The 25,667-nt window shown below is 58.1% G+C and carries 27 protein-coding genes and 3 tRNA genes; all 30 read left to right on the top strand.

Annotated elements, in window-relative coordinates; genetic code table 11:
- The first annotated feature begins 484 nt into the window (after positions 1-484).
- The 30 genes from ychF (at position 485) to B0D78_RS09615 (ending at position 25,453) form a co-directional block, all read left to right on the top strand.
- The gene (ychF, locus tag B0D78_RS09470; RefSeq protein ID WP_078016730.1) at positions 485-1,576 is read left to right on the top strand and encodes a redox-regulated ATPase YchF; all 1,092 of its coding nucleotides are present in this window, start codon (positions 485-487) and stop codon (positions 1,574-1,576) included.
- 41 nt (positions 1,577-1,617) lie between these two features.
- Positions 1,618-2,046 carry a hypothetical protein gene (locus B0D78_RS09475; RefSeq protein WP_240496154.1) on the top strand — a complete coding sequence of 143 codons (429 nt, stop codon included), beginning with the start codon at positions 1,618-1,620 and terminating at the stop codon, positions 2,044-2,046.
- Between the two features lie 71 nt (positions 2,047-2,117).
- The gene (locus B0D78_RS09480) at positions 2,118-3,983 is read left to right on the top strand and encodes a polysaccharide biosynthesis protein (protein WP_143521813.1); all 1,866 of its coding nucleotides are present in this window, start codon (positions 2,118-2,120) and stop codon (positions 3,981-3,983) included.
- A complete protein-coding gene (locus tag B0D78_RS09485) occupies positions 3,980-4,462 on the top strand; it encodes a type II secretion system protein (protein WP_078016732.1) in 483 nt (160 codons plus the stop codon). Before B0D78_RS09480 ends, B0D78_RS09485 begins: the two co-directional genes overlap by 4 nt.
- Before the next feature lie 44 nt (positions 4,463-4,506).
- Positions 4,507-5,079 (top strand): signal peptidase I, encoded by a 573-nt coding sequence (lepB, locus tag B0D78_RS09490; protein ID WP_078016733.1) that lies wholly within the window; start codon positions 4,507-4,509, stop codon positions 5,077-5,079.
- A complete protein-coding gene (locus B0D78_RS09495; protein WP_078016734.1) occupies positions 5,079-5,945 on the top strand; it encodes a YlqF/YawG family GTPase in 867 nt (288 codons plus the stop codon). The genes lepB and B0D78_RS09495 overlap by 1 nt, the downstream gene beginning before the upstream one ends.
- A complete protein-coding gene (locus B0D78_RS09500; protein WP_078016735.1) occupies positions 5,942-6,502 on the top strand; it encodes a ribonuclease HII in 561 nt (186 codons plus the stop codon). The genes B0D78_RS09495 and B0D78_RS09500 overlap by 4 nt, the downstream gene beginning before the upstream one ends.
- A gap of 40 nt (positions 6,503-6,542) precedes the next feature.
- On the top strand, positions 6,543-7,037 hold the full coding sequence (locus B0D78_RS09505; RefSeq protein ID WP_078016736.1) for a YraN family protein: 495 nt from the start codon (positions 6,543-6,545) through the stop codon (positions 7,035-7,037).
- Positions 7,021-8,532, top strand: coding sequence for a YifB family Mg chelatase-like AAA ATPase (locus B0D78_RS09510; protein WP_240496155.1), 1,512 nt, complete (start codon positions 7,021-7,023; stop codon positions 8,530-8,532). Before B0D78_RS09505 ends, B0D78_RS09510 begins: the two co-directional genes overlap by 17 nt.
- Positions 8,529-9,596 carry a DNA-processing protein DprA gene (gene dprA, locus B0D78_RS09515; RefSeq protein ID WP_078016738.1) on the top strand — a complete coding sequence of 356 codons (1,068 nt, stop codon included), beginning with the start codon at positions 8,529-8,531 and terminating at the stop codon, positions 9,594-9,596. The genes B0D78_RS09510 and dprA overlap by 4 nt, the downstream gene beginning before the upstream one ends.
- Positions 9,597-9,614: 18 nt before the next feature.
- Entirely contained in the window at positions 9,615-10,496 is an 882-nt protein-coding gene (locus tag B0D78_RS09520; RefSeq protein WP_078016739.1) for a pyruvate, water dikinase regulatory protein, read from the top strand.
- Positions 10,497-10,565: 69 nt separating this feature from the next.
- Complete coding sequence (gene ppsA / locus B0D78_RS09525; protein ID WP_078016740.1) at positions 10,566-12,944, top strand: phosphoenolpyruvate synthase; 2,379 nt, start codon at positions 10,566-10,568, stop codon at positions 12,942-12,944.
- An 84-nt stretch (positions 12,945-13,028) separates the two neighbouring features.
- Entirely contained in the window at positions 13,029-13,361 is a 333-nt protein-coding gene (locus tag B0D78_RS09530; protein WP_143521817.1) for a hypothetical protein, read from the top strand.
- A gap of 24 nt (positions 13,362-13,385) precedes the next feature.
- A complete protein-coding gene (gene topA / locus B0D78_RS09535; protein WP_078016742.1) occupies positions 13,386-15,686 on the top strand; it encodes a type I DNA topoisomerase in 2,301 nt (766 codons plus the stop codon).
- Positions 15,687-17,024 carry a methylenetetrahydrofolate--tRNA-(uracil(54)-C(5))-methyltransferase (FADH(2)-oxidizing) TrmFO gene (trmFO, locus tag B0D78_RS09540; RefSeq protein WP_078016743.1) on the top strand — a complete coding sequence of 446 codons (1,338 nt, stop codon included), beginning with the start codon at positions 15,687-15,689 and terminating at the stop codon, positions 17,022-17,024. It begins immediately after the preceding gene.
- A 176-nt stretch (positions 17,025-17,200) separates the two neighbouring features.
- On the top strand, positions 17,201-18,088 hold the full coding sequence (locus tag B0D78_RS09545; RefSeq protein WP_233543519.1) for a tyrosine recombinase XerC: 888 nt from the start codon (positions 17,201-17,203) through the stop codon (positions 18,086-18,088).
- Between the two features lie 2 nt (positions 18,089-18,090).
- Positions 18,091-18,633: an ATP-dependent protease subunit HslV gene (gene hslV, locus B0D78_RS09550; RefSeq protein WP_078016744.1), complete on the top strand. Its 543-nt coding sequence runs from the start codon at positions 18,091-18,093 to the stop codon at positions 18,631-18,633.
- Positions 18,633-20,048, top strand: a complete 1,416-nt coding sequence (gene hslU / locus B0D78_RS09555; protein ID WP_078016745.1) for an ATP-dependent protease ATPase subunit HslU — start codon at positions 18,633-18,635, stop codon at positions 20,046-20,048. Before hslV ends, hslU begins: the two co-directional genes overlap by 1 nt.
- Positions 20,049-20,144: 96 nt before the next feature.
- Positions 20,145-20,969: a GTP-sensing pleiotropic transcriptional regulator CodY gene (gene codY, locus B0D78_RS09560; protein WP_168170086.1), complete on the top strand. Its 825-nt coding sequence runs from the start codon at positions 20,145-20,147 to the stop codon at positions 20,967-20,969.
- Positions 20,970-21,084: 115 nt separating this feature from the next.
- Entirely contained in the window at positions 21,085-21,711 is a 627-nt protein-coding gene (locus tag B0D78_RS09565; protein ID WP_168170087.1) for a transglycosylase SLT domain-containing protein, read from the top strand.
- A gap of 63 nt (positions 21,712-21,774) precedes the next feature.
- Positions 21,775-22,080: a hypothetical protein gene (locus tag B0D78_RS09570; protein WP_009164346.1), complete on the top strand. Its 306-nt coding sequence runs from the start codon at positions 21,775-21,777 to the stop codon at positions 22,078-22,080.
- Positions 22,081-22,119: 39 nt separating this feature from the next.
- On the top strand, positions 22,120-22,554 hold the full coding sequence (locus B0D78_RS09575) for a S1 RNA-binding domain-containing protein (protein WP_078016748.1): 435 nt from the start codon (positions 22,120-22,122) through the stop codon (positions 22,552-22,554).
- An 84-nt stretch (positions 22,555-22,638) separates the two neighbouring features.
- Entirely contained in the window at positions 22,639-23,139 is a 501-nt protein-coding gene (locus tag B0D78_RS09580; RefSeq protein ID WP_205948297.1) for a DUF501 domain-containing protein, read from the top strand.
- Between the two features lie 63 nt (positions 23,140-23,202).
- A tRNA-Lys gene (locus B0D78_RS09585) sits at positions 23,203-23,278 on the top strand.
- Positions 23,279-23,285: 7 nt separating this feature from the next.
- Positions 23,286-23,361: transfer RNA gene (locus tag B0D78_RS09590), tRNA-Glu, on the top strand.
- Positions 23,362-23,369: 8 nt separating this feature from the next.
- Positions 23,370-23,445 (top strand) — tRNA-Thr (locus tag B0D78_RS09595).
- 221 nt (positions 23,446-23,666) lie between these two features.
- Positions 23,667-24,659 carry a tyrosine-type recombinase/integrase gene (locus B0D78_RS09600; RefSeq protein WP_078016750.1) on the top strand — a complete coding sequence of 331 codons (993 nt, stop codon included), beginning with the start codon at positions 23,667-23,669 and terminating at the stop codon, positions 24,657-24,659.
- Positions 24,656-24,901 carry a tyrosine-type recombinase/integrase gene (locus B0D78_RS09605; RefSeq protein ID WP_168170088.1) on the top strand — a complete coding sequence of 82 codons (246 nt, stop codon included), beginning with the start codon at positions 24,656-24,658 and terminating at the stop codon, positions 24,899-24,901. Before B0D78_RS09600 ends, B0D78_RS09605 begins: the two co-directional genes overlap by 4 nt.
- Before the next feature lie 64 nt (positions 24,902-24,965).
- Positions 24,966-25,187 carry a type II toxin-antitoxin system RelB family antitoxin gene (gene relB, locus B0D78_RS09610; RefSeq protein ID WP_078016752.1) on the top strand — a complete coding sequence of 74 codons (222 nt, stop codon included), beginning with the start codon at positions 24,966-24,968 and terminating at the stop codon, positions 25,185-25,187.
- Positions 25,184-25,453, top strand: coding sequence for a type II toxin-antitoxin system RelE family toxin (locus B0D78_RS09615; protein ID WP_078016753.1), 270 nt, complete (start codon positions 25,184-25,186; stop codon positions 25,451-25,453). Before relB ends, B0D78_RS09615 begins: the two co-directional genes overlap by 4 nt.
- Positions 25,454-25,667 lie beyond the last annotated feature (214 nt).

Consider the following 25,667-nt stretch of genomic DNA (forward strand, 5'->3'; position numbering starts at 1 on the left):
AGGGAAAAAGAAATAACATGAAGGTGGATAAAAAATGTCGTGAAGGCCGTACCTATCGCCGGTAAATAACGGCTCCTTTTTAATTTCTTGATTGCATTAACTCTGAACTGAAAATTTTGCTTTCAGTTGAGGATCACTTTTGTATGCACTTTTTTCGGACAATTTCCTCGTAACAGCTTTTCATCCCCTTGAATTTGTTCCGTTAGCGCAATCTTGATCGTTATTATGTGTTCGTAATGACTGCTTGCTGCTTTTGTCCTGTCAAAGTAAATGCAACCCCGTCGCATTTACTTTGACGAGGTTGCATTTACTCTGAAAATTTACCTCGCCGATTTTCAGCAGTGAAAATAATAAGAATCCGATGTAAAATGTTCAGTGCATGTGACACGGGGAAACTCTGCGCCGTACTCCGGGAAATCCTTTGCGTATGATTTTTTGCGGTTTGCCTGTTCATCTTCATCAAATTTGAAATGAGGGATCGTCGTTGAAATTAGGTATTGTAGGTCTGCCGAACGTGGGCAAGAGCACTCTTTTCAATGCCATCACAGCCGCCGGGGCGGACGCGTCGAACTATCCTTTCTGCACGATCGAACCCAACGTCGGCGTGGTGGAAGTACCCGATCCGCGTCTCAAAGTCCTTTCCGATATGTTCCACTCGGTGAAAATCACCCCCGCCGTCGTCGAATTTTACGACATTGCCGGTCTTGTGCGCGGCGCCAGCAAGGGAGAAGGGCTGGGGAACAAATTTCTCGCCAATATCCGCGAGGCCAGCGCCATCGTCCAGGTGGTGCGCTGCTTCGAGAACCCCAACATCGTCCACGTGGACGGCTCCGTGAATCCGGCCCGCGACATCGAGACCATTGAACTGGAGCTGATCCTTTCCGACCTGGAAATGGTGGAACGGAACCTCGCCAAACTGGAGAAACTGGCGAAAGCCGACAAAAAGCTGGCACCCAACCTCGAACTGCTGCGTCGGGCGAAGGAAACGCTCGAAGCCGGCAAACTGGTGCGCACCCTTGCGTTGAACGATGAAGAAAAGCAGTATCTTCGCGGTCTGAATCTCCTTTCCGACAAGCCGATGCTCTATGTGGCCAATATCGCCGAGGATGAAATCGGCGTGGCGGCGTTGAACGAGTACGCTCAGGTGGTCCGCGACCATGCGAAGGCCGAAGGGGCGGAGTTCGTGACGATATGCGCTCAGATCGAAGCGGAGATCGCCGAGCTTGCCGATGCTGAAAAGGCGGAGTATCTCGAAGCTCTCGGGCTGAAGGAAGCCGGGCTGGACCGTCTGATTTCCGCGGGATACCGTCTGCTGGGGCTGATCTCGTTCTTGACGGCGGGAGAAAAGGAATCGCGCGCTTGGCCGATTCGCAGAGGAACTTTGGCTCCGCAGGCGGCGGGCACGATTCACAGCGATTTCGAGCGCGGTTTTATCCGCGCCCAGATCGTCGGCTATGACGATCTGATCGCCTGCGGCTCGATCGCCGAGGCGAAAGCCAAGGGGCTGCTCCGTCTTGAAGGGAAAGAGTATGTCATGCAGGATGGCGACGTGGTGGAATTCCGTTTCAACGTTTAAACACGCATAAATTTCATGAAAGGTATGTGGTAAAAATGGCGATGCAGATCAGTCTCGATGAAGTGCTGTCCATGCTTCTTTCGCGCGTGGACGCCATGGCGGTGGCCAACGAAAACATGAAGAGCAAGTTCAACATCCTGGCGCGCGCTCTTTATAAAAAGGGGCTTTTGACGGACGATGACCTTGTCCAGTCGGTGAAAGACGAGCACAAACTGCTCCTCGACCTTGGCGCCATCAAAGAGATGCCTGACGATGCAGCGCTCAAATCGATCGCGGACAACATGATCGTCTGGATCAAGAACGATGCCGAGGCCATTCGGAAGAACATGAAGGATTACGAGGCGAAGGTGAAGGCGATGATCGAGGAAGAGGAAAAGAAACCTCGTCTCGACGTGGCTTCTGCCGCCGATTTGCAGCGGCTCGAACGCATGAGCGGCAAAAAGTCGGGCAGCGGACTTATTATTCCTTAAGGACGATGGGGCCGAGAACCGGATTTTGAAGAAAAACCGTTAAGAGGAGCCGGCTCAGGAGGGGAACGGAAGTGGAGAATTTTGGCCTTCAGATCGTCGGGGCGTGGCGCAGCCTGGGTGCCCGGAACGGCTGCGTGGCCCTGGTCGATGCGCTTCTGCTGAGCCTGGCGGTGTACGTGAGTTACGCCTTGAGATTCTCGATCTTTTTGGAACATGCGGCGGCTTATGGGATCTTCGAGGCGGGGCCGCTTTACGTTGCGGCCGTCATGTTTTCGTTTTATGCCGGCGGAGTCTATCGGGTCTACTGGCTGCAGACGAGCATCGAAGAACTTCTGATCCTGCTGAAAGCCTATCTGCCGGCCTGCGCCGTGCTGATCGGGCTGTATGTTGGGACCGACGTCCCGTTCGTGGTGCCGCGGAGCGTTATGGGAATGCTGTTCCTCTGCGGTTTTGCCTTCCTGACGCTGTCGCGCCTCTCATGGCGGCTGACCTTGCAGGAACACAACGGGAATCCGCGGAGGAGAACGCTGATCGTCGGCGCCGGGGAGGCGGGCGTGCTTTTGGCTCGCGACCTGAAACGACATGATTCTGACTTCAACGTCGTCGGCTTTCTCGATGACGATCCGGCCAAATTGAAAAAGACGATCGCCGGCATTCCCGTCCTTGGGACGCTCCGCGAGCTGATCGGCATTGTCGGGGCCGAGCGGATCAGCGACGTTTGGGTGGCGCTGCCTTCCGCTCCGGCTTGCAGAGTCCGCGATCTCCTGAACGGACTTCTGTCCCTGAAGAGTTCCGTGCGTATTCTGCCTTCGCTGCAGGAACTTGCGGACGGCACGGTCTCTCTGAACAAATTGCGCAAGGTCCGCCTCGAGGATCTGCTGCCCCGGGAGCCCGTCAGCCTCGATGCCGAACAGATCGGTCAGCTTCTCCACGGGCGGACGGTCTTGATTTCCGGTGCGGGAGGCTCGATCGGCAGCGAAATCGTCCGCCAGATTCTGCCTTACGCGCCCGCGGCGCTGGTTTTGCTCGGCCACGGCGAGTTCTCGATTTACACGCTGCTGGAGGAATTGCGGGAAAGGGCGTGCCAGACCGAACTTGTGCCGGTGATTGCCGACGTCGCTGATGAAAGGGCGATGGAAGAAGTTTTTTCTCGGTGGCGTCCGGACATCGTTTTTCACGCGGCGGCCCACAAACATGTGCCGCTGATGGAATGCAACGCCCGCGAGGCGATCCGTACCAACGCGCTCGGCACGTGGATTCTCGGCAGAATGGCCGGCAGATACGAGACGAAACGTTTTGTGATGATTTCCACGGACAAGGCGGTCAACCCGAGCAGCGTCATGGGGGCCAGCAAGCGGATCGCCGAGATGGCCTTGATGGAACTGCAGAAGGATTATCCGCAGACGGCTTACATGGCGGTACGCTTCGGCAACGTTCTCGGCAGCCGCGGCAGCGTTGTTCCCAAGTTCGAGCGCCAGATCGCGGCGGGCGGCCCCGTAACGGTGACTCATCCGCGGATGGTCCGCTATTTCATGCTGATCCCGGAGGCAGCCGGGCTGGTTCTGCAGACGGCGGCCATCGGTTCGCCTGGGCGGATTTACGTCCTGGACATGGGAAAACCCGTCAATATCGCCGAAGTCGCCCGGACGCTGATTCGTCTGAACGGTTACGAGCCGGACCGCGATGTCAGGATCGCGTATACCGGCATTCGTCCGGGCGAGAAGCTCTTTGAAGAACTTTTTTACGATGAGAAACACGTGGAAGCGACCTCGCACTCGAAAATTTTCTGCGCGAAAATCTCTGAAGAAGGACGCGCCGAGATCACAGGGATGCTTGGCAAAATCGAAACGCTTCTCGGGGAGCCTGAGATCGCGTCGTCTCTTGCGAAGATCGTCCCGGAATATAGAGGTTCGGGCGAAGCGGCTGGGGAAAAATGACGCGGGGACGGCGGCGGAAAGCTTTTTCTCTCGCGGAAGTCTTGATCGGCATGGCGATCGTCCTCACGCTTTCGGCGGGACTTTTCAATACGCTGCGCACCGAATCCGTCCAGGACCTGGCCAGGAGGGACATGGACGATCTGATGCAGTGGCTCGATTCGGCCATAGCCCGGGCTGACCGCTGGCGATGCAGTTTTTATCTGAGCGTTTACATGCCCTCGGATTTGTCCGCGCCGCATTTCATGACGCTGCGCTGGCTCGGCAGACATTCGGGCAGCGCGGCAGGAGAGAAGTTCAGCGCGAACGTGCAGGTGCGCTGGCGTCTGAATGTGGATCGTCGGAATTTCACGTATCGCTGGCAGACGCATACGATCACGCCGGCATTTACCGTCACGGCCTGCGAAGCGGGCGGCAAAAACACCGGCGAGTCTTTGAAGCTGTCCCTGCGCGGTTTGCTCACGCGGACAAGCTCTCGGTAAGATGTTTACTTTTGAAGAAGAACTTTCTGTCTGGAGGTAATGGTATGGTGATCAGGGAATGGTGGGAGAATTTGATCGCTCCCGCCGTGAGACTTTGGGAAAAGATGATTCCCGCGGCGTGGCTTCGCGAAACGTTGGAGACCGTGATCTGGGCGGTCGTCCTGGCCCTGCTTCTGAAGACGTTCGTCATCCAGGCTTTTTGGATCCCCAGCGGTTCGATGCTTCCCACGCTCCTTGAGGGAGATCGCGTTCTGGTCTGCAAATTCGAATATCTGCTCCGTTCTCCGCGCCGCGGGGACATCTTTGTCTTCAAGTATCCCAAAGATCCCGGCGTCGATTACGTGAAGCGCCTGATCGCCCTGCCCGGCGATAAATTCGAGGTACGGAACGGCGTCGTCTGGATCAACGACCGGAAAGTCGACGAACCCTACGTGACGTTCCGCGACACGTACAATCATGCGCCGGTCGTCGTGCCCGAAAAGTCGTACATCGCGCTCGGCGACAACCGTCCGAACTCGGCCGACAGCCGTTATTGGGGCTACGTGCCCGAACAGAATATCCGCGGTCCCGTGATCCTGCGCTACTGGCCGCTGAGCAGGATCGGGCTGGTAAAATAATGGCGGGCAGGACGGCGTGGTTCCCCGGCCACATGGCCAAGGGCACCCGGCAGCTGGAAGAACTTCTCGACAAGCTCGACGTGATCGTCGAGGTCCGCGACGCGCGCGCCCCCGAGCTGACCGCGTCGCCGCTGACGAAAAAATTTGCGCGGCGCCGGCCCGTCTGGATCGTCATGACCAAACGGGATCTGGCGGACAAGGACATCACGGCGCAATGGCTCGGTCATTATAAAAATAACAGGCGCGAGGCGTGGGCGTTCGATCTGCTGTCACGGCAGATCGCGCCTTTGAAGCAGGCCTTCACGCGCTGCAAGCCCAAATATCGCGAGCTGCGGGTCGCGGTCGTGGGGATCCCCAACGTGGGCAAATCGGCGCTGCTGAATTTGCTGATCGGCAAAAAATCCGCGCCGGTCGGCGGCATCCCCGGCATCACCCGCGGCGTTTCCTGGTACCGCGGCGGCGATTTTCTGGTCGTCGATTCGCCCGGCATCCTCGATCCGCGCTCGGGCGCGGCCGTCCAAAGGGCCCTGGCCTGGCTCGGCTGTTCCAAGGCGGACGTGATCGGCGGCTACGACACGGTCGCCTGCTCTTTGATCGATTATCTGCAGCGGCAGGGGCTCTGGCATTTTATCGAAGAGAAGTGGGGCGTCCCCGCCGACCCGGAAGACACGGCGGCCGTTCTCGAAGCCGTCGGACGCCGATTGGGCTGTCTCGTCAGCGGCGGGATGGTCGATTATACGCTCGCCGGCCGGCGTTTTCTCGAATCGTTCTCCACGGGGAAGCTGGGCAATCTTTCGCTGGAGAGTCCGACGATGCCGGCGGCCGAAAGACTTCAGGCGCCGGAAGATGGGGATGAAGACGAGTGATTCTGGCAGGGGTCGACGAAGCGGGGCGAGGCCCTCTGGCCGGTCCCGTCGTGGCGGCGGCGGTCGTGCTGACGGAAGCGCAGCGGGAAGAACTGGTCGGTCTGGGGCTCCGCGACTCGAAAAAAATGACGCCGCCGCGGCGCGAAAAAGTACTGGCGCGCATGCTCGAACTGAACGTCGTCTGGCGCGCCGCGTCGGCGCCGGCCGAACGGATCGACCGGCTGAACATCCTGCGGGCGACTTTGTGGGCGATGCGCCGTGCGGTCGAAAGGCTCCCGCTTGACGTCGACGGCGTGATCGTCGACGGCAACCAGGAGATCCCCGGCCTGAACGTCTATCAGCAGGCGGTCGTCGGCGGCGACGATATCTATCCGCAGATTTCCGCGGCTTCCGTCGTCGCCAAAGTGCTTCGTGACCGCGTGATGACGGTCTACGACGGTATCTATCCCGATTATGGCTTTGCCCGGCACAAAGGTTACGGGACCGAGGCGCATCGCCGCGCGATTGCCGAACTGGGGCCAACGCCGATTCATAGAAGAAGTTTTTCCTGGAGGTAACCTTCCTGCGAATCCCCATTTCTTTACAAGAGGCGCTGTCATGAGACAACTCACGTTGAATCTTAAAGAGCGGATCGGCCGGCTGCTGAAGCCTGCGCGGCCTGCGAAAGATACCGAGAGCGGTATCCTGACGCAGGCCGAGCGGGCTTTTTTTCTGGCGAAGCAGCGCGCGGCCGTCGGCCGGTGGGCTGAGGAACTGGCCGCCGCTTTTTTGCAAGCGCGAGGGCTGAAGATTTTGGAACGCAACGTCAGAGAACGCTTCTCCGAGCTGGATCTGATCGCTCTGGAAGGGAACGTGCTCGTCTTTGTGGAGGTGCGCTGCCGGCGCAAAAATCCCGTCATGTCGGCGCAGGATTCGATCGGACCGCTGAAATGGAAACGCCTGGTCCGCGGCGCCGAGCTCTATACGCTGCGGCGTCGGTGGCGCGGCGAATGGCGGATGGATCTGGTCAGCGTCGACGTGGATCATGAACGCTGGCATTTGCGGTGGCTCAGATATCTGGAAATGGAAGGAGCGGATGACCGTGGCTGCTGAAATACAAGGCATCACGCTGCGCGGCATCGAAGCGTTGCCGGTGGAAGTGGAATCGGAGATCACGTCGGGGATGTTCTCCTTTTCGGTCGTGGGGCTGCCCGACGCGGCGGTGCGCGAATCGCGCGAACGCGTGCGCGCGGCGCTACGCGAGCTGGATATCTCCATTTACGGCCGCATCGCCGTCAATCTCGCTCCGGCCGATCTGCCCAAGGAGGGGAGTCTGCTCGATCTGCCGATCGCGGTGGCTCTGGCCTGCGAGAAGGAATATTGTTCTCCGCCCGGCGCGGCGATTTATATGGGCGAACTGGCGCTGGACGGACGGGTGCGTCCCGTCCGGGGCGCGGTCCCTGCGGCGATGCTGGCGCGTTCGCTGGCCCTGCCGCTTTTCTGTCCCGAAGGCAACGCCGCGGAAGTGGCGCTGGTCGACGGCGTTGAGGCGTACAGCGTGCCGACGCTGAAAGATCTTTTGCTCTTTCTGCGTCACGAGAAAGAGTTGAGCCGAGTCGTCAAGAACATGCCGCCTTCGGAGTTGAACGCCGTCGAACCGGATTTCGCGGACGTGAAGGGACAGATGATCGCGAGAAGAGCTCTCGAAATCGCGGCGGCCGGCCATCACAACATTTTGCTTGTCGGCTCTCCGGGCAGCGGCAAGACGCTGATGGCGCGCGCCTTGCAGGGCATTTTGCCGCCGCTGTCCGACGACGAGTTTCTCGAAACTCTGCTGATCCGGAGCGCCGTCGGTCTGTCGGCCCCCGTCGACCGACGCCGTCCTTTCCGACAAGTTCATCATACCGCGAGCACCGTCTCCATCTGCGGCGGCGGCAGCGATATCCGCCCCGGCGAAGTGAGCCTTGCGCACCGCGGCGTGCTGTTCCTCGACGAATTCACGGAGTTTCGCCGGGATCTGATCGAGGCGTTGCGTCAGCCGCTGGAGGACGGTTTCATCACGGTGAACCGGGCGGCGGGCAGCGTCACGTACCCGAGCCGGGTCTTGCTCGTGCTGGCGGCCAATCCGTGCGCCTGCGGCTGGCGCGGCGATCCGCTCGAGCAGTGCCGCTGCAGCAGTCAGGAACTGGAGCGCTATAAAAGAAAATTCTCCGGTCCGATGCTGGACCGAGTGGATCTCTACGTCTCGGTGCCGCGTTTGACGCCGCAAGAACTGCTCGAACTGGGAGGAACTCCCAGGGAAAGCAGCGCGGAAATCCGCGCCCGAGTCCTAAGAGCCCGAAAGCGGCAATGGGAGCGCAAAGAACGCGTCGGCGCGGAGTGCAACGCGGAATTGTCCGAGAAGATGCTGCGGTGCGAAATAGGCTTGAGCGCCGAGGCGCGAAGATACCTGACCGCGATGGCCGAACGCCTGCGGCTTTCCGGCCGGGGCTTGAGCCGCGTCCTGCGCGTCGCCCGCACGATCGCCGACCTCGCGGGGGAGCGAAACGTGGATGACCGCGCGGTCGCCGAAGCGCTGGCCTACAGAGATTCGGGAGTGCTGGAATGAACGAACTGGAATTGTGCGTCTGGCTGAACGGGTGCGAAGGACTTTCGGCAAACGCGCTCCAGCACGTGGATCTCTCCGACGGACCGGAAAGAATCGTTGAAAAGCTGCGCCACGGCGAAATCGTTTCTCAGCGCGGCGCCGAGAAATTGAAAAAATTGGCTCGGGAAAACTGGCACAAAAAGGAGATCGAGCGCGCGGAAAACGCTGGTATTTTTTTAATTTCATGGTACAGTAATGAGAGATACCCGTTTCGTTTGCGCGACATCGCCGAACCGCCGCTGGTGCTTTACGCAAAAGGGAATTTGCCGGATTTCGAGTCGGCGTATTCAGTCGTAGGAACGCGTCGCTGCACCCCTTACGGGTTCAAAGTCGCCGCCCTGATCGGCAGCGCGCTGTCGCGCGCGGGAATGACCGTCGTCAGCGGCGGGGCGCGCGGCATCGACGGCGCCGCTCACGGCGGCGCGCTGGAAAACGACGGGACGACCGTGGCCGTTTTGGGCACGGGCGTGGATGTCGTCTGGCCGCCGGAACACGACGAGCTTTTCGACAATATCCTGCGCCGCGGCGCGCTGCTCAGCGAATACCCTCTGGGCACTGTGGGGCGCGCCTGGCGTTTTCCCCGCCGCAACCGCATCATCGCGGGGCTGTCGAAAGCGTTGATCGTTGTGGAATCGCCGCTCAAAGGCGGCGCGATGATCACGGCGCGGCTGGCCATGGAAATGGGGCGCGACGTGTGGGCGGTGCCGGGGCGGATCGACGAACGGGTCTGCGAGGGCAGCAATCGCTTGATCCTCGACGGCGCTTCGCCGTTGGTCAATGTGGCGGATTTCGTCGATCATGTCAGCCATTTCGGGCAGCTCGATCTGTTTGCTCCACTGGAACTCGGCGACGATGAACGGCGGGTTCTGGACTGTCTTGCCGATCAGGGGGACCTGACGCTGGATCAGATCTCAAAGAGAACCGGTATTGCCGCGGTAGAATTGATGCGCTTGATTTCGGGACTTCAGGTTCAGTCGCTTATTTATACTTCAGGGGGCGGACGCTGGAGAGCGGTTCCACATTAGAAAGCCGAGGGAAGACCGATGAGTACGGACAGTTACGAACTTTTCTCTTCTGAAGCCGAACAAAACGGTGTGAAGCTGGAGATCTTCATCGTTTCCGATTTTACGGGCGAAACCGCCGAAAGCGTGACGCGCGCCGCGCTGCGCCAGTTCGATGAGGCGCGGCACGTCGTGGCGCTGCATCGTTTCCGCACGGTTGATACGATCGACAAGCTGATCAACATCTGCTGGCAGGCGAAGGAAAACAAGGCGATCATCGTCTGCACTCTGGTGGCGCAGTCGGTGCGCGAGGCCCTGATGCGTTACGCGGGGGAGATGGGCCTGAAGGTCATCGACCTGATCGGTCCGACGCTGGATACGATCTCGGCACGGCTGGGAATTCCTCCCAAGGGGACGCCGGGGTCGCAGCACAAGCTTGACGAAGCCTATTTCCGCCGCGTCAAGGCCCTCGAGTTTTCGAGCACCTGCGACGACGGCGCCAACCCCAACCTCCTGCCGGAGGCCGAACTGGTCATCGTGGGCGTTTCGCGGACCTGCAAGACGCCTCTGTCGATGTATTTGGCCAACAAAGGCATCCGCACCGCCAATGTCCCGCTCGTCCCGGAACTGGCGCCGCCGGATGAGCTTTTCACTCTGCCGCACGGCCGCATCATCGGCCTGATCATCCAGCCCGAAGCGCTGCGCAAGATTCGCCGGGAACGGCTGCAAATCATCGGTCTCGATCCCGATAAAGCTTTTTACGCCCAAGAAGGACGCGTCAAAGCCGAGCTCGATTACGCGCGCCGTATTATGGAGCGCCTGCAGATCAAAGCGATCGACGTGACGGGCCGCGCCTTGGAGGAGACGGCTCAGGTCGTTCTGGACTATCTTCGTGAGCAGGGGTGCCCCGCTCTGCTGGGGTGATGGGCTCTCATCAGGCGGGATACACCCGGTTTCAAGCAATAAATATCTTAATTTTTGGAGGCTGCGCCGATGGAAAACTACAATGCAATTAAGTGGTTTGAAGAGATACGCAAAGATGATATTCCTGTTGTGGGCGGCAAGGGGGCTAACCTGGGCGAGCTGACCTCGACCGGCGCTCCCGTTCCTCCCGGATTCTGCGTGATTGCCGAAACCTATGCGCGTTTTATCAAGGAGAACGGCCTGAACGCGCAGATCTCGGACCTTCTCAAGGACCTGGATTTTGAAGATACGGCGGCGCTCCAGCAGAGGACGGAAACGATCCGGGCTCTGATCCAGAAAGCGCCGATTCCCGCTTCCATCGAAAAGCAGATCGTCGAAGCCTACGAAAAACTGGCGGATAAGGTGGGGCTGAAAGATCCCGACGTCGCCGTCAGAAGCTCCGCCACCGCGGAAGACCTGCCCGACGCCTCGTTCGCCGGGCAGCAGGACACCTACCTCCACGTGATCGGGGCCCCGTCGGTCGTGGATCATGTGAGGCAATGCTGGGCTTCGCTCTGGACGGCTCGCGCGACGTATTACCGCCAGAAGCAGAATTACGATCATTTCAGCGTTTCGCTGTGCGCCGTCGTGCAGAAGATGGTGGCCAGCGAAAAATCCGGCGTGATGTTCACCGCCAACCCCATCACGAACGAGCGCGGCCAGCTGATGATCAACGCCAGCTGGGGGCTGGGCGAAGCGGTCGTGTCGGGGGCGGTCTCGCCCGACGAGTTCATTCTCGACAAGGAGACGCTTACCGAGCTGGACGTCACCATCGCCGACAAAAAGATCATGATCGTCGACAAGGAAAAGGCCGGCGGCACCGCCACCGTGAACGTCGCCGATTATCTGGGACCGGCCGCGGTCAGCTCCCGCTGCATGAGCGTCGAAGAAGTCCGACGCTTGGCCGAGGCCGGCAAGGCCATCGAGGCGCATTACGGCGTTCCCATGGACATCGAATGGGGACAGGACAGGGACACGAAAAAACTCTACATCCTTCAGGCTCGTCCGGTCACGACCCTGAAAGCGGAACCCGCCAAAAAGGAGAACACGATCATGGATCAGAAAACTCTAACGGTGCTTGTGCGCGGACTGGCGGCCTCGCCCGGAATCGCCCACGGGCGTGTGGTGCGCATCGATTCGCTTCAGGAGATCGCCCGCGTCAAGGACGGCGACGTGCTGGTGACGGGCATGACCAATCCCGACATGGTCCCGGCCATGAAAAAAGCCTGCGCGGTCGTCACCGACGAGGGCGGACGCACCTGTCACGCGGCCATCGTTTCCCGCGAACTGGGGATCCCCTGCATCGTCGGCAGCAAAAACGGCACCGAAGTCCTGACGGAAGGCATGGAGATCACCGTCGACGCCACCCGCGGCGTCGTCTACCGCGGCAATGTCAACCTCTCTTCGGATCAGGACATTCATTCGCCCGTCGCCGAGGGCGCGGCCGCGAAACAGTCGGCGGCAGTCCTTGCGGAGGCCGCTCCGATCACGGGCACGAAGATCTACATGAACCTGGGCGACGCTTCGATCATCGGCAAATACAGCCGCCTGCCGTTCGACGGCATCGGCCTGATGCGCACCGAGTTCATCTTCTCGCATATCGGCGTGCATCCCATGTATTTGCTGCGCACGGGGCGCGGCGAAGTGCTGATCAACGACATGAGCGAGGCCATCACGACCGTGGCGCAGGCCATTTATCCCCGGCCTCTGGTCGTGCGCATGAGCGACTTCCGCACCAACGAGTTCCGCGGGCTCGAGGGCGGCGAAGTGGAACCGGAAGAGAACAACCCCATGATCGGCTGGCGCGGCGTCTCCCGTTATATCTCGCCGGCCTACGAAGAAGGGTTCCGCCTCGAGTGCAAGGCCATCAAGAAAGTTCGCGACGAGTTCGGCCTGATCAACGTCTGGGTCATGCTTCCCTTTGTGCGCACGACGTGGGAAGTGGCCCGCGTGAAGGAGATCATGGCTTCCGAAGGTTTGATCCAGAATAAATCCTTCAAGATCTGGATCATGGCCGAAGTGCCGGCGGTCGTCTTCCAGGCGGAAGAGTTCGCCCGGCTGGTCGACGGTTTCAGCATCGGCAGCAACGACCTGACTCAGCTGGTCATGGGCGTCGACCGCGATTCCGGCATCCTCAACAACATGGGCTACTTCGACGAACGCGATCCTTCCGTGAAAAATGCGATCAAGACGCTGATCCATGCGGCGCACAAACAGGGAATCACGTGCTCGATCTGCGGTCAGGGGCCGTCGCTCTATCCCGACTTCGCCGAGTTCCTGGTGCGCGAAGGCATCGACAGCATGAGCGTGAATCCCGACACGGTCGCCTACACGCGGCGGCTCGTCGCGGGCGTGGAGCAGAGAATGATCCTGGGCGGCATGAGAAAACTGATGGGACAGGAGCTTTAGCTTTTCACGACAAACGAAAAGGAGCCGGAGGTTTTTGCCTTCGGCTCCTTTTACAAATTTGACAATTGGAAATTGGACGCTAAAATGTCCGACAGTCATCAAGCGTTTTTTCGGATTTTTAAGATCGAGGAGAAAGGATGTGCCTGCATGATACGAGTTTTGAGTCCCGCAGAACAGTCCTGCCTGACTGTGGACGCGCAGGCTTTGATCTATCGATATCGAACCCAGAAGTGGCTTACGCAGAAGCAGTTCGAGGATCTGATCACCGAAGTTGTCGCGATCTCCAGGATGCGCGGTTTGCCCGGCGATGCCGAATTGGTTGCCGCCGTGCTCCGCAGTATGGGCGAGGCCGATACTGCGGCAGGGTTTTGGGAAGTATCGCTTCAAAAACAGGAATCAGACCATCTCTTCAGTTGAAAACATCATTGGAAGGAGAGCATCATGGCTCCGACAGCAAAAACTCGAAAGACGGCCGCGAAAACGGTCTCGAAAAGAAAAACGGGCGCCGCGGCGACGAAAAGCGCGGTGGCTTCCGGAAAGAAGACGACGGCCGGCGCTTCTGCAAGCTCCGCATCAGCAAGGAAAAAAACGACGAAGCCCGCCGGAAAAACGTCGGGAGAAGCGAAGAAGGCCGTGCCGCCCCGGAGCGGCAAGACGTTAGTGGTCGTCGAGTCGCCGACGAAAGCGAAGACGCTGACGAAGATTTTAGGCTCCGGCTACGTCGTCAAAGCCAGCGTCGGCCATATCGTCGACCTGCCCAAGAGCCGCCTGGCGATCGACATCGAAAACGGTTTCAAACCGGAATACATTCTCGTGAAGGGCAAGGCTCCCGTAAAAAAAGAGCTGCAGACCGCGGCGGCCGCGGCCAAGAAAGTTCTTCTCGCCGCCGACCCCGACCGCGAAGGAGAGGCGATCGCCTGGCACGTCGCCGGGCTGCTCGGCGTCGATCCCGCCGACGACTGCCGGGTGCGCTTTCACGAGATCACGGCCGAGGCCGTTAGAAGCGCCGTGAAGGAACCGACTCCCATCGACATGGACCGCGTCGACGCGCAGCAGGCGCGGCGCGTGCTTGACCGCCTGGTGGGCTACACGCTGAGCCCGCTTCTTTGGAAGAAGATCCGCCGCGGACTTTCGGCCGGGCGGGTGCAGTCGGTCGCTCTGGCGATCCTCTGCGAGCGCGAGCAGGAAATCGAAAATTTCGTGCCTCAGGATTACTGGAATGTCTTCGTCGACGCGACAGCCGACGACGGACGCGCCTACAGGCTGCGCGTCGAAAGGGAGAGCGGGCGCAGCCTGCTTTCCGACGGCAAAACTCTGGCGATCGACACGCCCGCCAAAGTCCGCGATATCGAAAAGACGCTGAAGGAGAAACCTTTGGTCGTCGCGAGTTTCACGGCGAAGAAAAACGCGCGGAAACAGCCGGCCCCGTTCAAAACCAGCACGATGCAGCAGATCGCCGCAAGCCGGCTGGGATTTTCCCCGCGGCGCACCATGGGGATCGCCCAGAGTCTCTTCGAAGGCGTCGCCATCCCCGGACACGGCACGGTCGGCCTGATCACCTACATGAGGACCGACAGCCTGCGCATGGCGCCGGAAGCGCTGAACCAGGCGCGAAAAGCGATCGAAGGGCGCTGGGGCAAAAAATATCTTCCGGCGAAAGCCGTCGTTTATCAGGCTGGCGCCAACGCCCAGGACGCCCACGAAGCCATACGCCCCACGGACTTCACCCTGACGCCCGAATCGCTCAGAGAATCTCTGACGGCGGAACAGTACCGGCTCTACGACCTGATCTGGCGGCGCAGCGTCGCCTCGCAGATGGCGCCCGCCGTCGTCGACTCCGCGACGCTTGACTGCGAGTGCGGGAAATACGGACTGCGCGCCCAGGGCGCCGCCGTCAGTTTCGACGGCTGGGGCGCCGTTTGGGATCTTGACGTCAAGGATGCCATGATACAGAAGGCGCAGGAAGGCGAGCTGCTGAATATCCAGAACGTCGATTCCAAAAAGGAGCAGACCAAGCCGCCGGCGCGCTTTACCGAGTCGACGCTGATCAAGACCCTTGAAGACGACGGGATCGGCCGCCCCTCCACCTACGCGACCATCGTCGAGACGCTTTACGACCGTTCCTACGTCGCGCGCGAGGAAGGCCGCAAGTTGAAGCCGAGCGAACTGGGACGGTCGGTGAACAAATTTCTGCTCGGGCATTTCGACGGAAAATCGACGTCGCCGATCGTCGATGTCGGTTTTACCTCTTCCATGGAAAGTTCCCTCGATCAGGTCGAGTCGGGAAAGAAAAACTGGGTGGAGCTGATCGGGCAGTTTTGGGAACCCTTCACTCACGCCATCGCCGAAGCCGAAAAAGCGCCGGCGGTCCCGCCTCCGCCGCCCGAGCTGACGGGCGAGACCTGTCCGCAGTGCGGCAGGCCGCTCGTGAAAAAGCAGGGGCGCTTCGGCGAATTCATCGGCTGTTCGGGATTCCCCGAATGCCATTACATCAAGCCGGTCCAGAAGGAAATCGGCGTTCCCTGCCCGAAGTGCGGAGCCGAGCACGGCGGGCAAGTCGTGCAGCGCAAAAGCAAAAAAGGGCGTACGTTCTACGGCTGCTCCCGCTATCCCGACTGCGATTACGTTTCCTGGAACAAGCCGGCGGCGGAAAAATGCCCGCTCTGCGGCGGCCAGATGGAATATGTCGGCCGTTCGCGGACGCCCGTCTGTACGCAGTGCGGCCGCAAGGGAGAAGCCTAAATGCAGCCCGTCGTCATCGCCGGCGGCGGTCTGGCCGGTTCCGAAGCGGCCTGGCAGCTTGTGCGGCGGGGAATTCCCGTGCACATGTTCGAGATGCGGCCGGTCGTCTCGAGCCCGGCTCACCGTACCGACAAGCTGGGCGAACTGGTGTGCAGCAATTCGCTGGGCTCCGACCGCGGCGACTCCGCGGCGGGACTTCTCAAGGAAGAGCTCCGCTCCCTCGACAGCCTGATCATGAAAGCGGCCGAGGCGCATTCGGTACCTGCGGGCAAAGCGCTGGCCGTGGACCGCGAACGGTTCTCGCAGTTTGTCACCGACGCGCTGCTGGGAAATCCTCTTTTTACGCTGACCCGCCGCGAAGTGACCGAAATTCCCGAAGGCCCCTGCATTATCGCCAGCGGGCCCTTGACGTCCCCGGCGCTGGCGTCGAAGCTTCAGGCGCTGTTCGGGCAGGATTATCTCTATTTTTACGACGCCGTCGCCCCGGTGATCGAGCTGGAATCGGTCGACATGTCCGTGGCGTACCGCAAAGACCGCTATGCCGACGACGAGGGCGGCGATTACATCAACTGCCCGATGGACGAACGGCAGTATCAGACGTTTTACGAGGCCCTGATCGCGGCCGAAAGGGCCCCGCTGCACGATTTCGAAGGAAAGGCGGAATACTTCGAAGGCTGCATGCCGGTCGAAGTCATCGCCTCGCGCGGGCGCGACACGCTTCGTTTCGGCCCGCTGCGCCCCGTCGGGCTGAACGATCCCCGCACGGGGAAGCGCCCCTACGCCGTCGTGCAGATCCGGCAGGACAACGCCGAAGCCACGCTTTACAACCTTGTCGGTTTTCAGACTAATTTGCGCTGGGGAGAGCAGCAAAGAGTTTTTCGCCTGATCCCCGGGCTCGAACATGCCGAGTTCGTGCGAATGGGCGTCATGCACCGCAATATCTACGTCGACGCGCCGCGCTGCCTCGACGGCTGCCTGCGGCCTCGGGGAATGGATTCCCTTTTTCTGGCGGGACAGATGACCGGCGTGGAAGGCTACGTGGAAAGCACGGCGATGGGAGCCGTCGCCGCGCTGGGCGTTTTCGCCTGCCTGAACGGGCTGCCTCAGCTTCGCTGGCCGGCGGAAAGCGCCATCGGCGCGCTGCTTTTCAGATTGCAGGACGCCACCAATCCCCGTTTCGCTCCGACGAACGCGAATATGGGGATTTTTCCGCCTCTGGACGAAAAAATCAAAAGCCGTCGCGAACGCCATGAGAAAATTTTAAGCCGCGGACGCCTGAGATTCTTACAATTTAAGGCAAATAACGCATTGTTCTTTTCTGAACCAGGCAAAGAGTGACTTCTTGAGTGAAAAAGAAGATTGGAAATAATTTTATTTGTGTGAAATGTACTATTGTCGAAGATTTTTGGACAGAACAAAGATTTCCCAAAATTAGTGATTTTTATGTGAATTCATGTTATGATTTGACCGGCAGCGATATGAAACGGTTCGTATAAAATAGAGGAGGAACGCCAATGTCTGAGGTTTCAATGAACAGCCAGCTGGATTCTTTCCTTGAATATCTGCGGAACAACAAGGCCAGTTCCGAAAACACCGTGACGAATTACGCGGTCGATCTCGCGCAGTTTGCCGACTTTGTCGAAAACCAGAGGATCGCCCCTCACGAAATTACGACGCCGTTGATCCGCGCGTTCCTGCGCTCGCTTGCCGGTTTTGGGTATGCCAATTCCTCGATCGCGCGAAAACTTTCCGCCGTAAAGGCGTTTGAACTCTATCTTCTTGAGAAGAGACTGATCGCGGCCGATCCCGCGGCGTCGATCCGCAGCCCCCGCCTTCCCGAACGGCTGCCACGAGCCCTGTCGCGCGAGGGGATCGAGCGGCTGATCGAGGAGGCGTGGAAAATAAAGCCTTCTTTGCGCAACGGCACGATCCTCGAAGTGATGTACGGCTGCGGCGTCCGCGTGGCGGAACTCGTCTCTCTGCGCTGGGAGGACGTCGATCTGGACGAGCGCTGGCTCAAAGTCAGAGGCAAGGGCGACAAGGAACGTCTCATCCCGTTCGGCCGCTATGCCAAAGAAGCGCTGATAAAATGGAAAGCCGTGTGCCCGCAGGAATCGGGATTTCTTTTTCCGGGAAAGGCGGGCGCCGGCATCACGGTGAGGACGGTGCACCGGCTCGTGGTGCAGGCCGCGCGCAACGCGGGGCTTGAAAACGTCACGCCGCATTCAGTGCGCCACAGCTTCGCCACGCATATGCTGGAAGGCGGGGCTTCGCTGAACGTCCTGCAGGAACTGCTGGGGCACGAAAGCCTGCTGACGACGCAGCGCTATCTGAAGATCACGCCCGGTCATCTGAGAGACAGCTACATGGCGGCTCATCCCAGATCGGGCGAGGAGGAATGAAAATGTCTCGGGACATGACGATTCATGGTACGACGATCGTCTGCGTGCGCAAGGACGGGCAGGTCGCCATGGGCGGCGACGGACAGATGACCCTGGGCAGCCAGATCATCAAAGCGGGAACGAAAAAAGTCCGCAAGCTCTACGACGGCAACGTTCTTGTCGGATTCGCCGGCGCCACGGCCGACGCGATGACGCTGATGGAACTCTTTGAGAAAAAATTGCAGGAATACAGCGGAAACCTGATGAGGGCATCCGTTGAGCTGGCCAAAATGTGGCGCACCGACCGCATGCTGCAGAAGCTGGAGGCCATGCTGCTCGTGGCCGATCGGGAACATACGATCCTGCTCTCCGGCGCCGGGGACGTGATCGAACCGGAAAACGACGTCGCTTCCATCGGTTCCGGTTCGGGATTCGCCTTGGCGGCGGCCCGGGCCTATCTGGACGTTTCGTCCCTTACGGCGGAGGAAACCGTGAAGCGTTCCCTGCTGATCGCTTCCGAAATCTGTATTTATACCGACAACATCCTCACGGTGGAGGTCCTGTGATGCTTCTGACGGAAGAGATGAAAAATCTGGTGCCAGCGGCCATCGTGCAGTATCTCGACCGCTATATCGTCGGACAGGAAAAGGCGAAACGCGCCGTGGCCGTCGCTCTGAGGAATCGCCTCAGGCGCCGCAGGCTGCCCGAAGATCTGGCACAGGAAATCGCGCCGAAAAACATTTTGATGGTCGGCCCCACCGGCGTCGGCAAGACGGAAATCGCCCGGCGCCTTGCCGATCTCGTCAACGCCCCGTTCGTGAAAGTCGAAGCGACGAAATTCACCGAAGTCGGCTATGTGGGGCGTGACGTCGAATCGATGGTCCGCGACCTCGTGGAAAACTCCATGCAGATGGTCAAGAAACGGATGATCGCCGGCGTCCAGTCCGTAGCGTTCGAACACGCGCAGGAGCGGCTGGTGGATTATCTTCTCCCGGTCAGAAAAGCTTCCTCTTCCGCGGGGATCCCCACCTTCCTGAATTATCTCAAGAAAGAACAGGCGGAACCGCCGGAAGGTTCGGCGCCGGAAGAGAGCCCGGCGGTGCGTCAGAGCACTCGCGAACGCATGCTGAACATGCTGAAGAGCGGCAAACTGGACGAACGCGAAGTGGAGATCGACGTGCAGGAAAGTTCCACTCCCATCACTTCTTTTGGCAACGGCGAAATGGGCGGCATCGGCATCAATATCTCCGAGATGTTGGGCGGCATGATACCCAAAAAGAGCAAAAAACGCCGCATGAAAGTGAAAGACGCGCTTCGCGTCCTGCAGGCCGAGGAAGCGGAGAAACTCATCGACATCGAAGCCGCCACGCAGGAGGCTTTGGATAAAGCGCAGCAGGAAGGGATCATTTTCATCGACGAGATCGACAAGATCGTCTCCCGGGGGCGCGGCGGCGGTCCGGACGTCAGCCGCGAAGGCGTGCAGAGGGATCTGCTCCCTATCGTCGAAGGCTGCTCCGTCACTACGAAATACGGCCAGGTGAAAACGGATCACATCTTCTTTATCGCCGCCGGCGCCTTTCACGACGCCAAGCCCTCCGACCTCGTCCCCGAGCTTCAGGGACGGCTGCCCATCCGCGTCGAACTGACGGCGCTTGGCAAGGAAGAGCTGCGGCGCATTCTGGTCGAGCCGCAACACAGCCTGATCCATCAGTCGGTCGCCCTGATCGAGACCGAAGGACTCACACTGCGATTTACCGACGAAGCCGTGGAAGAGATCGCGGCGATGGCCGAACGGATGAATCTGGAGATGGAGAACATCGGAGCGCGCCGGCTGCACACCATTCTGGAGCAGCTCCTGGAGGAAATCAGCTTTTCCGCGCCGGAGCGGGCAGGCGAAGCGGTTGAGATCGACAAATCTTTCGTTGTGAAGAAGCTTGAACCACTTGTTGGCAATAAGGATCTGCGGCGGTATCTTCTTTGATTTTCATGGCTGAAAGGAGACGGAATTCTTATGAAACGCTCATATGCAAAAGAAAAGTTGCCCGAAGGTTTAAACGGCGCTGTCGACAGTGTCGAGATGCATGAACTGCTTGAGAAAACGCGTCAGGTCGGGAGAGCGATGCAAGGCCGTCGCGAAGGGACGCGCCCCGATTACAACAAGCTGGCGCGCCTGCTCTGCGAATTCTCGACCGCGAACGTCTACGTTTTGAGCAGAGAAGGGCAGATCCTGGGATACGCATGGGTGAATGAATACCACAGCGAAGCCATCGCGTCCTTCATCGAACAGGGTTATATGCCTGAAAGTTTTGTGGAAAGGCTGTCGCAGCAGAGAGAGACCGTCCTGAGCAAAGCTGACGGAGCTCTTTTCGACGATCAGGCAGAGAATGTGACTGATAAGACGGCTCTCTATGTGCCGATCTATGGAGCCTCGGAGCGGCTGGGAACGCTTGTACTGGCCCGTTTCGCGAGTAACTTCTCAACCCAGGACCTCGTTCTGGCCGAATATCTGGCGACGCTGGTCGGCATTGAGATCCTGCATGACCGCTCCCGGCAGATCGAGGAGCTTGCCCGAGAGCGTCTTGTTGTGAATATGGCCATGAAAGCCCTTTCATATTCTGAAATCGACGCGATCAACCATATCATCACGCGGCTCAAGGAGCTCTCGGCCGAAAAGAACGCCGGTTTCAGAAAAGAGAACAACGAATGCGAGGGAGTCGTCATCGCCAGCAAGATCGCCGACCACGTCGGGGTGACCCGCAGCGTGATCGTCAACGCGCTGCGCAAGCTCGAGAGCGCCGGGATCATCGAAAGCCGCAGTTTGGGCATGAAAGGCACTTTCATCAAAGTGCTGAGTCCTTTGTTCGTGGAGGAGCTGGCTTCCAAATTTAAGCGCGCGGAATAACCGTCGGCGCCTGGAGCATGCTGTTCATTCCGAAGTTCTAAAAATTTGACACTGGCAAGCTCCCTTAACTTGAGATAAAATGGGCGTAATTCTACGACACTTCTGGAGGTATTTCATGAGTATGAGACGCCCTTTGTTGTGGAGAGGTCTGCTGCTGTTCCTGTTCGCCTCTCAATCATGCTGTCAAGCAAGGGCGGCTGTCGAGCCTGCAGGCCAGGTCAGACAGTCTGTGGATCCCGTACATTCTGGGAAACGCGTGCAGAAGGCGAAAACTGATGCGGCTTCTTATATTTTCCGTTACTACAACAGCTCTCTAAGCATGGACAAAGCGAACGAGTACGCTCGTTATGTCATGGAAGCGTCGAGCCGCTTCTCGGTGGATCCGGCGTTGATTACTGCTATAATTGTCAAGGAATCGCGCGTCAAAGTCAACGCGCGTTCCAAGTACGCGGTCGGCTTGATGCAGGTATATTGGAAGCTGCACCGCAACACGATCATGGCTCAATTTCCCCATATCCGTACAGAAAAGATATTGATGGAGCCTCGCAATAACATAATGGTTGGTACATGGATCTTTTCCAGGTACATGGCACACTGCAAGGGGAACGTTACAAAGGCGCTGAGGAGGTATCTGGGGTCTCAGGCTAATCGTTATGTGGCATTGGTCACGAAATATCGAGGGCACTACACTGAGAGGGTCCTGTTGAATCTGCAGCACGCTTCGAAACGGGCGGTTTCTTAGTGAATAATTATTGCGATGAAAAATGAATATCAATAAAATTTTTATGGAGGCGGAGAAATCATCATGAGCAAATTAGTTAATGACGTATATCTTTCCGGCGTGGTCCACTTTCTGAAGGGCGAAAGCTACGGCGAGAGCCGTTTGGGAAAATATTTCGAGTTTTCCCTCAAGCGTCAGTACAGCGATACGGACGGGTGTGACCGCGTCGATTATCTCCGGATGAGAGTCTTTGATCCCGCGATTCAGGAGTGGATCGTCAAACAGGAAGAAGGCGCGCCCGTGTGGATTGCCGGCGAACTTCGTTCGTCCCTTGGCAGCGGCCGGATCTACGTGATGGTTTCCAAGATTCAGGCATTGAATCAGCTTTAAAATTTAACACAATAAATTCGAGAAAGGGAAGTTCACACTATGCCCGATTTGGCACCAGGTGATGTGGTAACGGGAGTCGTCGAACAGATCATGCCCTATGGGGCTTTTGTTCGTCTTCAAAGCGGCCAGAAGGCAATGATCCACATCTCGCAGCTTTCCCACAAGTTTATCAAAAGCGTCGATGCCGTTCTGCAGCCGCAGCAGGAGATTAAGGCGAAAGTTATCAAGATAGACGAGAGAGGCCGCATTGATCTGTCTTTGAAAGCTCTTGAAGAGCCTCCGGCGGTCCCGGTTCAACGAATGCCCCGGCATATGCCGGCCGCAGGTTCGAATGACGAAGCGGTCGGTTCGGATGATTTCGAAAAAAAATTGTCCACTTTCCTGAAAAGCAGCGAGGAAAAAATTTCTTCGCTGATGAATGCCAAAAGCGGCAAGGGGGGACGCCCGCCGCGCCGAAAAGGCGCCCGTCCCTAAATGCGTATGAGGAAATTACGGCGAGAGGTTCCTGCGAACCTCTCGCTTTTTTCAGCGCGCGACGAGATTGTTACGGCGGCTCAGATGGACGGGCGCAATTTTCAAAAGGGGCTTGTCATGTCTGTGGCGGTTCGCTGTAAATGGGGGATGCCCCAGGTTCTGAAATGTCGCCCCTTTTACAGAGGGCACCCCTTTCCGACGCTCTTCTGGCTGACATGCCCCCATTTGGCGTACCAATGCGGACGTCTCGAGTCCGGCGGAGGGGTCAGAGCTCTGGAAGATTTTCTCTGCGAGGATGAAAAGGCATATCGTCTCTACAATTTCCGCTATGCATGGGCGCGGATCTCTTCCTTGAGCCGCTGCGAACGATTTTTCCTGCGCCGATACTCTCCGAAGATCTGGAACGCCATGCTTAAAACCGGCATTGGCGGTATCCGCCGGACTGAAAGTCTGACCGTGAAATGTCTGCATCTCCAGGCGGCAACGATGCTCGCTTTGCCGGGACATCCTGCCGAAGCGTGGTTTGCAGAAAGATTTAAAGAGTTCTGTTGTAAAAAGGCTCACTGTAAAAAATATTTAGACTGAAAAATACCTGATAGAATAAGCTTGACGAATCCTCGCCCAAGCGATAGAATATTCCTCGTTCGCGGGTCGTTAGCTCAGTTGGCAGAGCAACGGACTTTTAATCCGTGGGTCGAGGGTTCGACCCCCTCACGACCCACCATGGATGCGGTCCCATAGTCTAGTGGCCTAGGACATCGCCCTTTCAAGGCGAGCACCTGAGTTCGAATCTCAGTGGGACCGCCATTTTTTTCGCCGGTGTAGCTCAGTTGGTAGAGCAGCGCACTCGTAATGCGCAGGTCTCCAGTCCGAATCTGGACACCGGCTCCATCTGATTACTTCCGCGTGTTTCCGAATGCGTTTTCTAGCCCGCCGCGAGGCGGGCTTTTTTGCGTCTTCGTTCCGATTTTGTCTGATATAATGTCCAATACAGATTGATGAGAAACCGGACGTATGACCGTACCCGAAAATGAAGATTGCCCTGAGCGCGGTTTTTTGACCGTACCCACGCATTTTTACGAGTACGGTCGAGAAGGGGAGCGGGCTGAAAAATGCTGACGAACACTGCAATCGAGGGCGCAAAGAAAAAAGACAGGGCTTACATGATTCTTGACGGCGACGGGCTTTACCTCAAAATCTTGCCGACGGGAAGAAAAACATGGGTGCTGCGGTACTGGATCAACGGTCAGGAGATGAAAAAAACTCTAGGCGTCTACCCGATCATGACGGCTGCGAACGCCCGGAGAACTCGCGACGAGATCAAGACGAAGATCAAAGCGGGCGTGCCGCTGGAAGAGCCTAAATCCACGACGTTCGGCGAGATTGCCGAGCGCTGGTACAAGACGATGATGGAACCTAAAAAGGCTGAATCTTACCTGCACACGATCCGGCTGCGAATGAAATATCTTGCGGCGTTGTGGACAAGACCCATAGATGAAATTTCGCGCAAAGAATGCTTTGACGTGTTGTCGTTGATCTCCGCGAGCGGGCGCAAATCAACCGCCAAACGCACGGGGCAGATTGTCGGACAAATCTTCGATTATGCTACGGCGGCAGGCGAAGCGACGATTAACGTTGCCGCCGGCCTCAACCGTTCGCTCCCGTCGGAAAAGGTCAGGCATTTTGACGCCGTGACGAAAATCGCCGACATGCGTAAATTGCTTAATGCGCTGGACTACGTTGACGACTTCATCTTCCGTTCCGGCTTGCAGATTCTTGCTTATTGTTTTGTCCGCCGCAGTGAGTTGTTGCGGGCCGAATGGTCGGAGATCGATTTTGACAGAGCGGAATGGATTATCCCCGCGGCACATATCAAAGGCCGTCGCGATCACCTTGTGCCGCTTTCGAAGCAGGCGCTTGAGATTTTCCGGCGATTGAAAAGATTTCGCCCAAAGTGGGGAAAATTACGGGGAGCGCCAACCTCATCTTGCCTGCGTCGCGAGGCGCGAATACTGGCAGTCGCGTGGGCAACTCCACGTTACTCAAAGAGCTTAAGAGCTTGTACAAAAAACTCGATCCAGACGATCTACCGTCAGAGCCTATGACGCTTCACGGATTCCGGACGATGGCATCGACGTTTCTGAATGAATCCGGGTGGGCGAAGGACGTCATCGAATGTGAGCTTGCTCACTTGGAGGAAAACGAATCGCGCGAGGCGTACAATCGCGCGATGTACGCTCCGGAACGGCGACTCATGATGCAATGGTATGCGGACGCCCTGGACGCCGTGAAAGCGGGGCAGGACATAACGCCCGTTCCTGAAAACATCAAGAATATGCACCGATAAATTCAGGTCTTTACACCTGTACTCTTTTGTAGTACAATGAACTACAGAAAGGAGAGGTGAGGACATGGCATTTTCCATCAGACTGACCGAAGAAGAGCGGAACCTTGCCGACAGCTACGCAAAACTGCATTCTATGTCCATGGGCGAGGCTTTTAAAAAAGCTTTGTTCGAGCGCATCGAGGACGAATACGACATCGCCATCGCCAACGAAGCTTACGATGAATACCTCAAAAGCGGCAAAAAGAGCCGTCCGATCGGCGAACTCTGGAAAGACGTCGATCTATGAGTTACGACGTCCAGACGACCCAGCGATTCGACCGGGAATTTAAAAAGCTCGACAGATACACGCAGCTGATGATCAAATCGTGGATCAACAAAAACCTTGTTGAGTGCGCAGACCCGCGAATCCATGGAAAGCCGCTTGTTGCCAACCGTAAGGGGCAGTGGCGTTACAGAATCGGAGATTACCGCCTGATTTGCCTCATCGACGACCAAGAGTTGATCATTTTGGCCTTGAGCGTTGGACATCGGCGGGAAGCGTACAGGAATTAGATACGACAAAACAGCCCCGGCTGCTGCGGATCGATCATCCGCTGCCGGGGCTGTTTTCATGAAAATTGATGGAACAAGCACGATGCGCTGCACGAACAATCTAGCGCCGGGAGGCGGGAAGCGGCTGCTGCTCGGCGGCTGATTCCGATCGGGGGACAGGTATCGTTTCATCCTGCAGTCTGGCGCCGCACACGATAAATAAGATCCCTGAAAT

This window comes from Pyramidobacter sp. C12-8, from assembly GCF_002007215.1.
In the GTDB taxonomy this organism is placed as follows: Bacteria; Synergistota; Synergistia; order Synergistales; family Dethiosulfovibrionaceae; genus Pyramidobacter.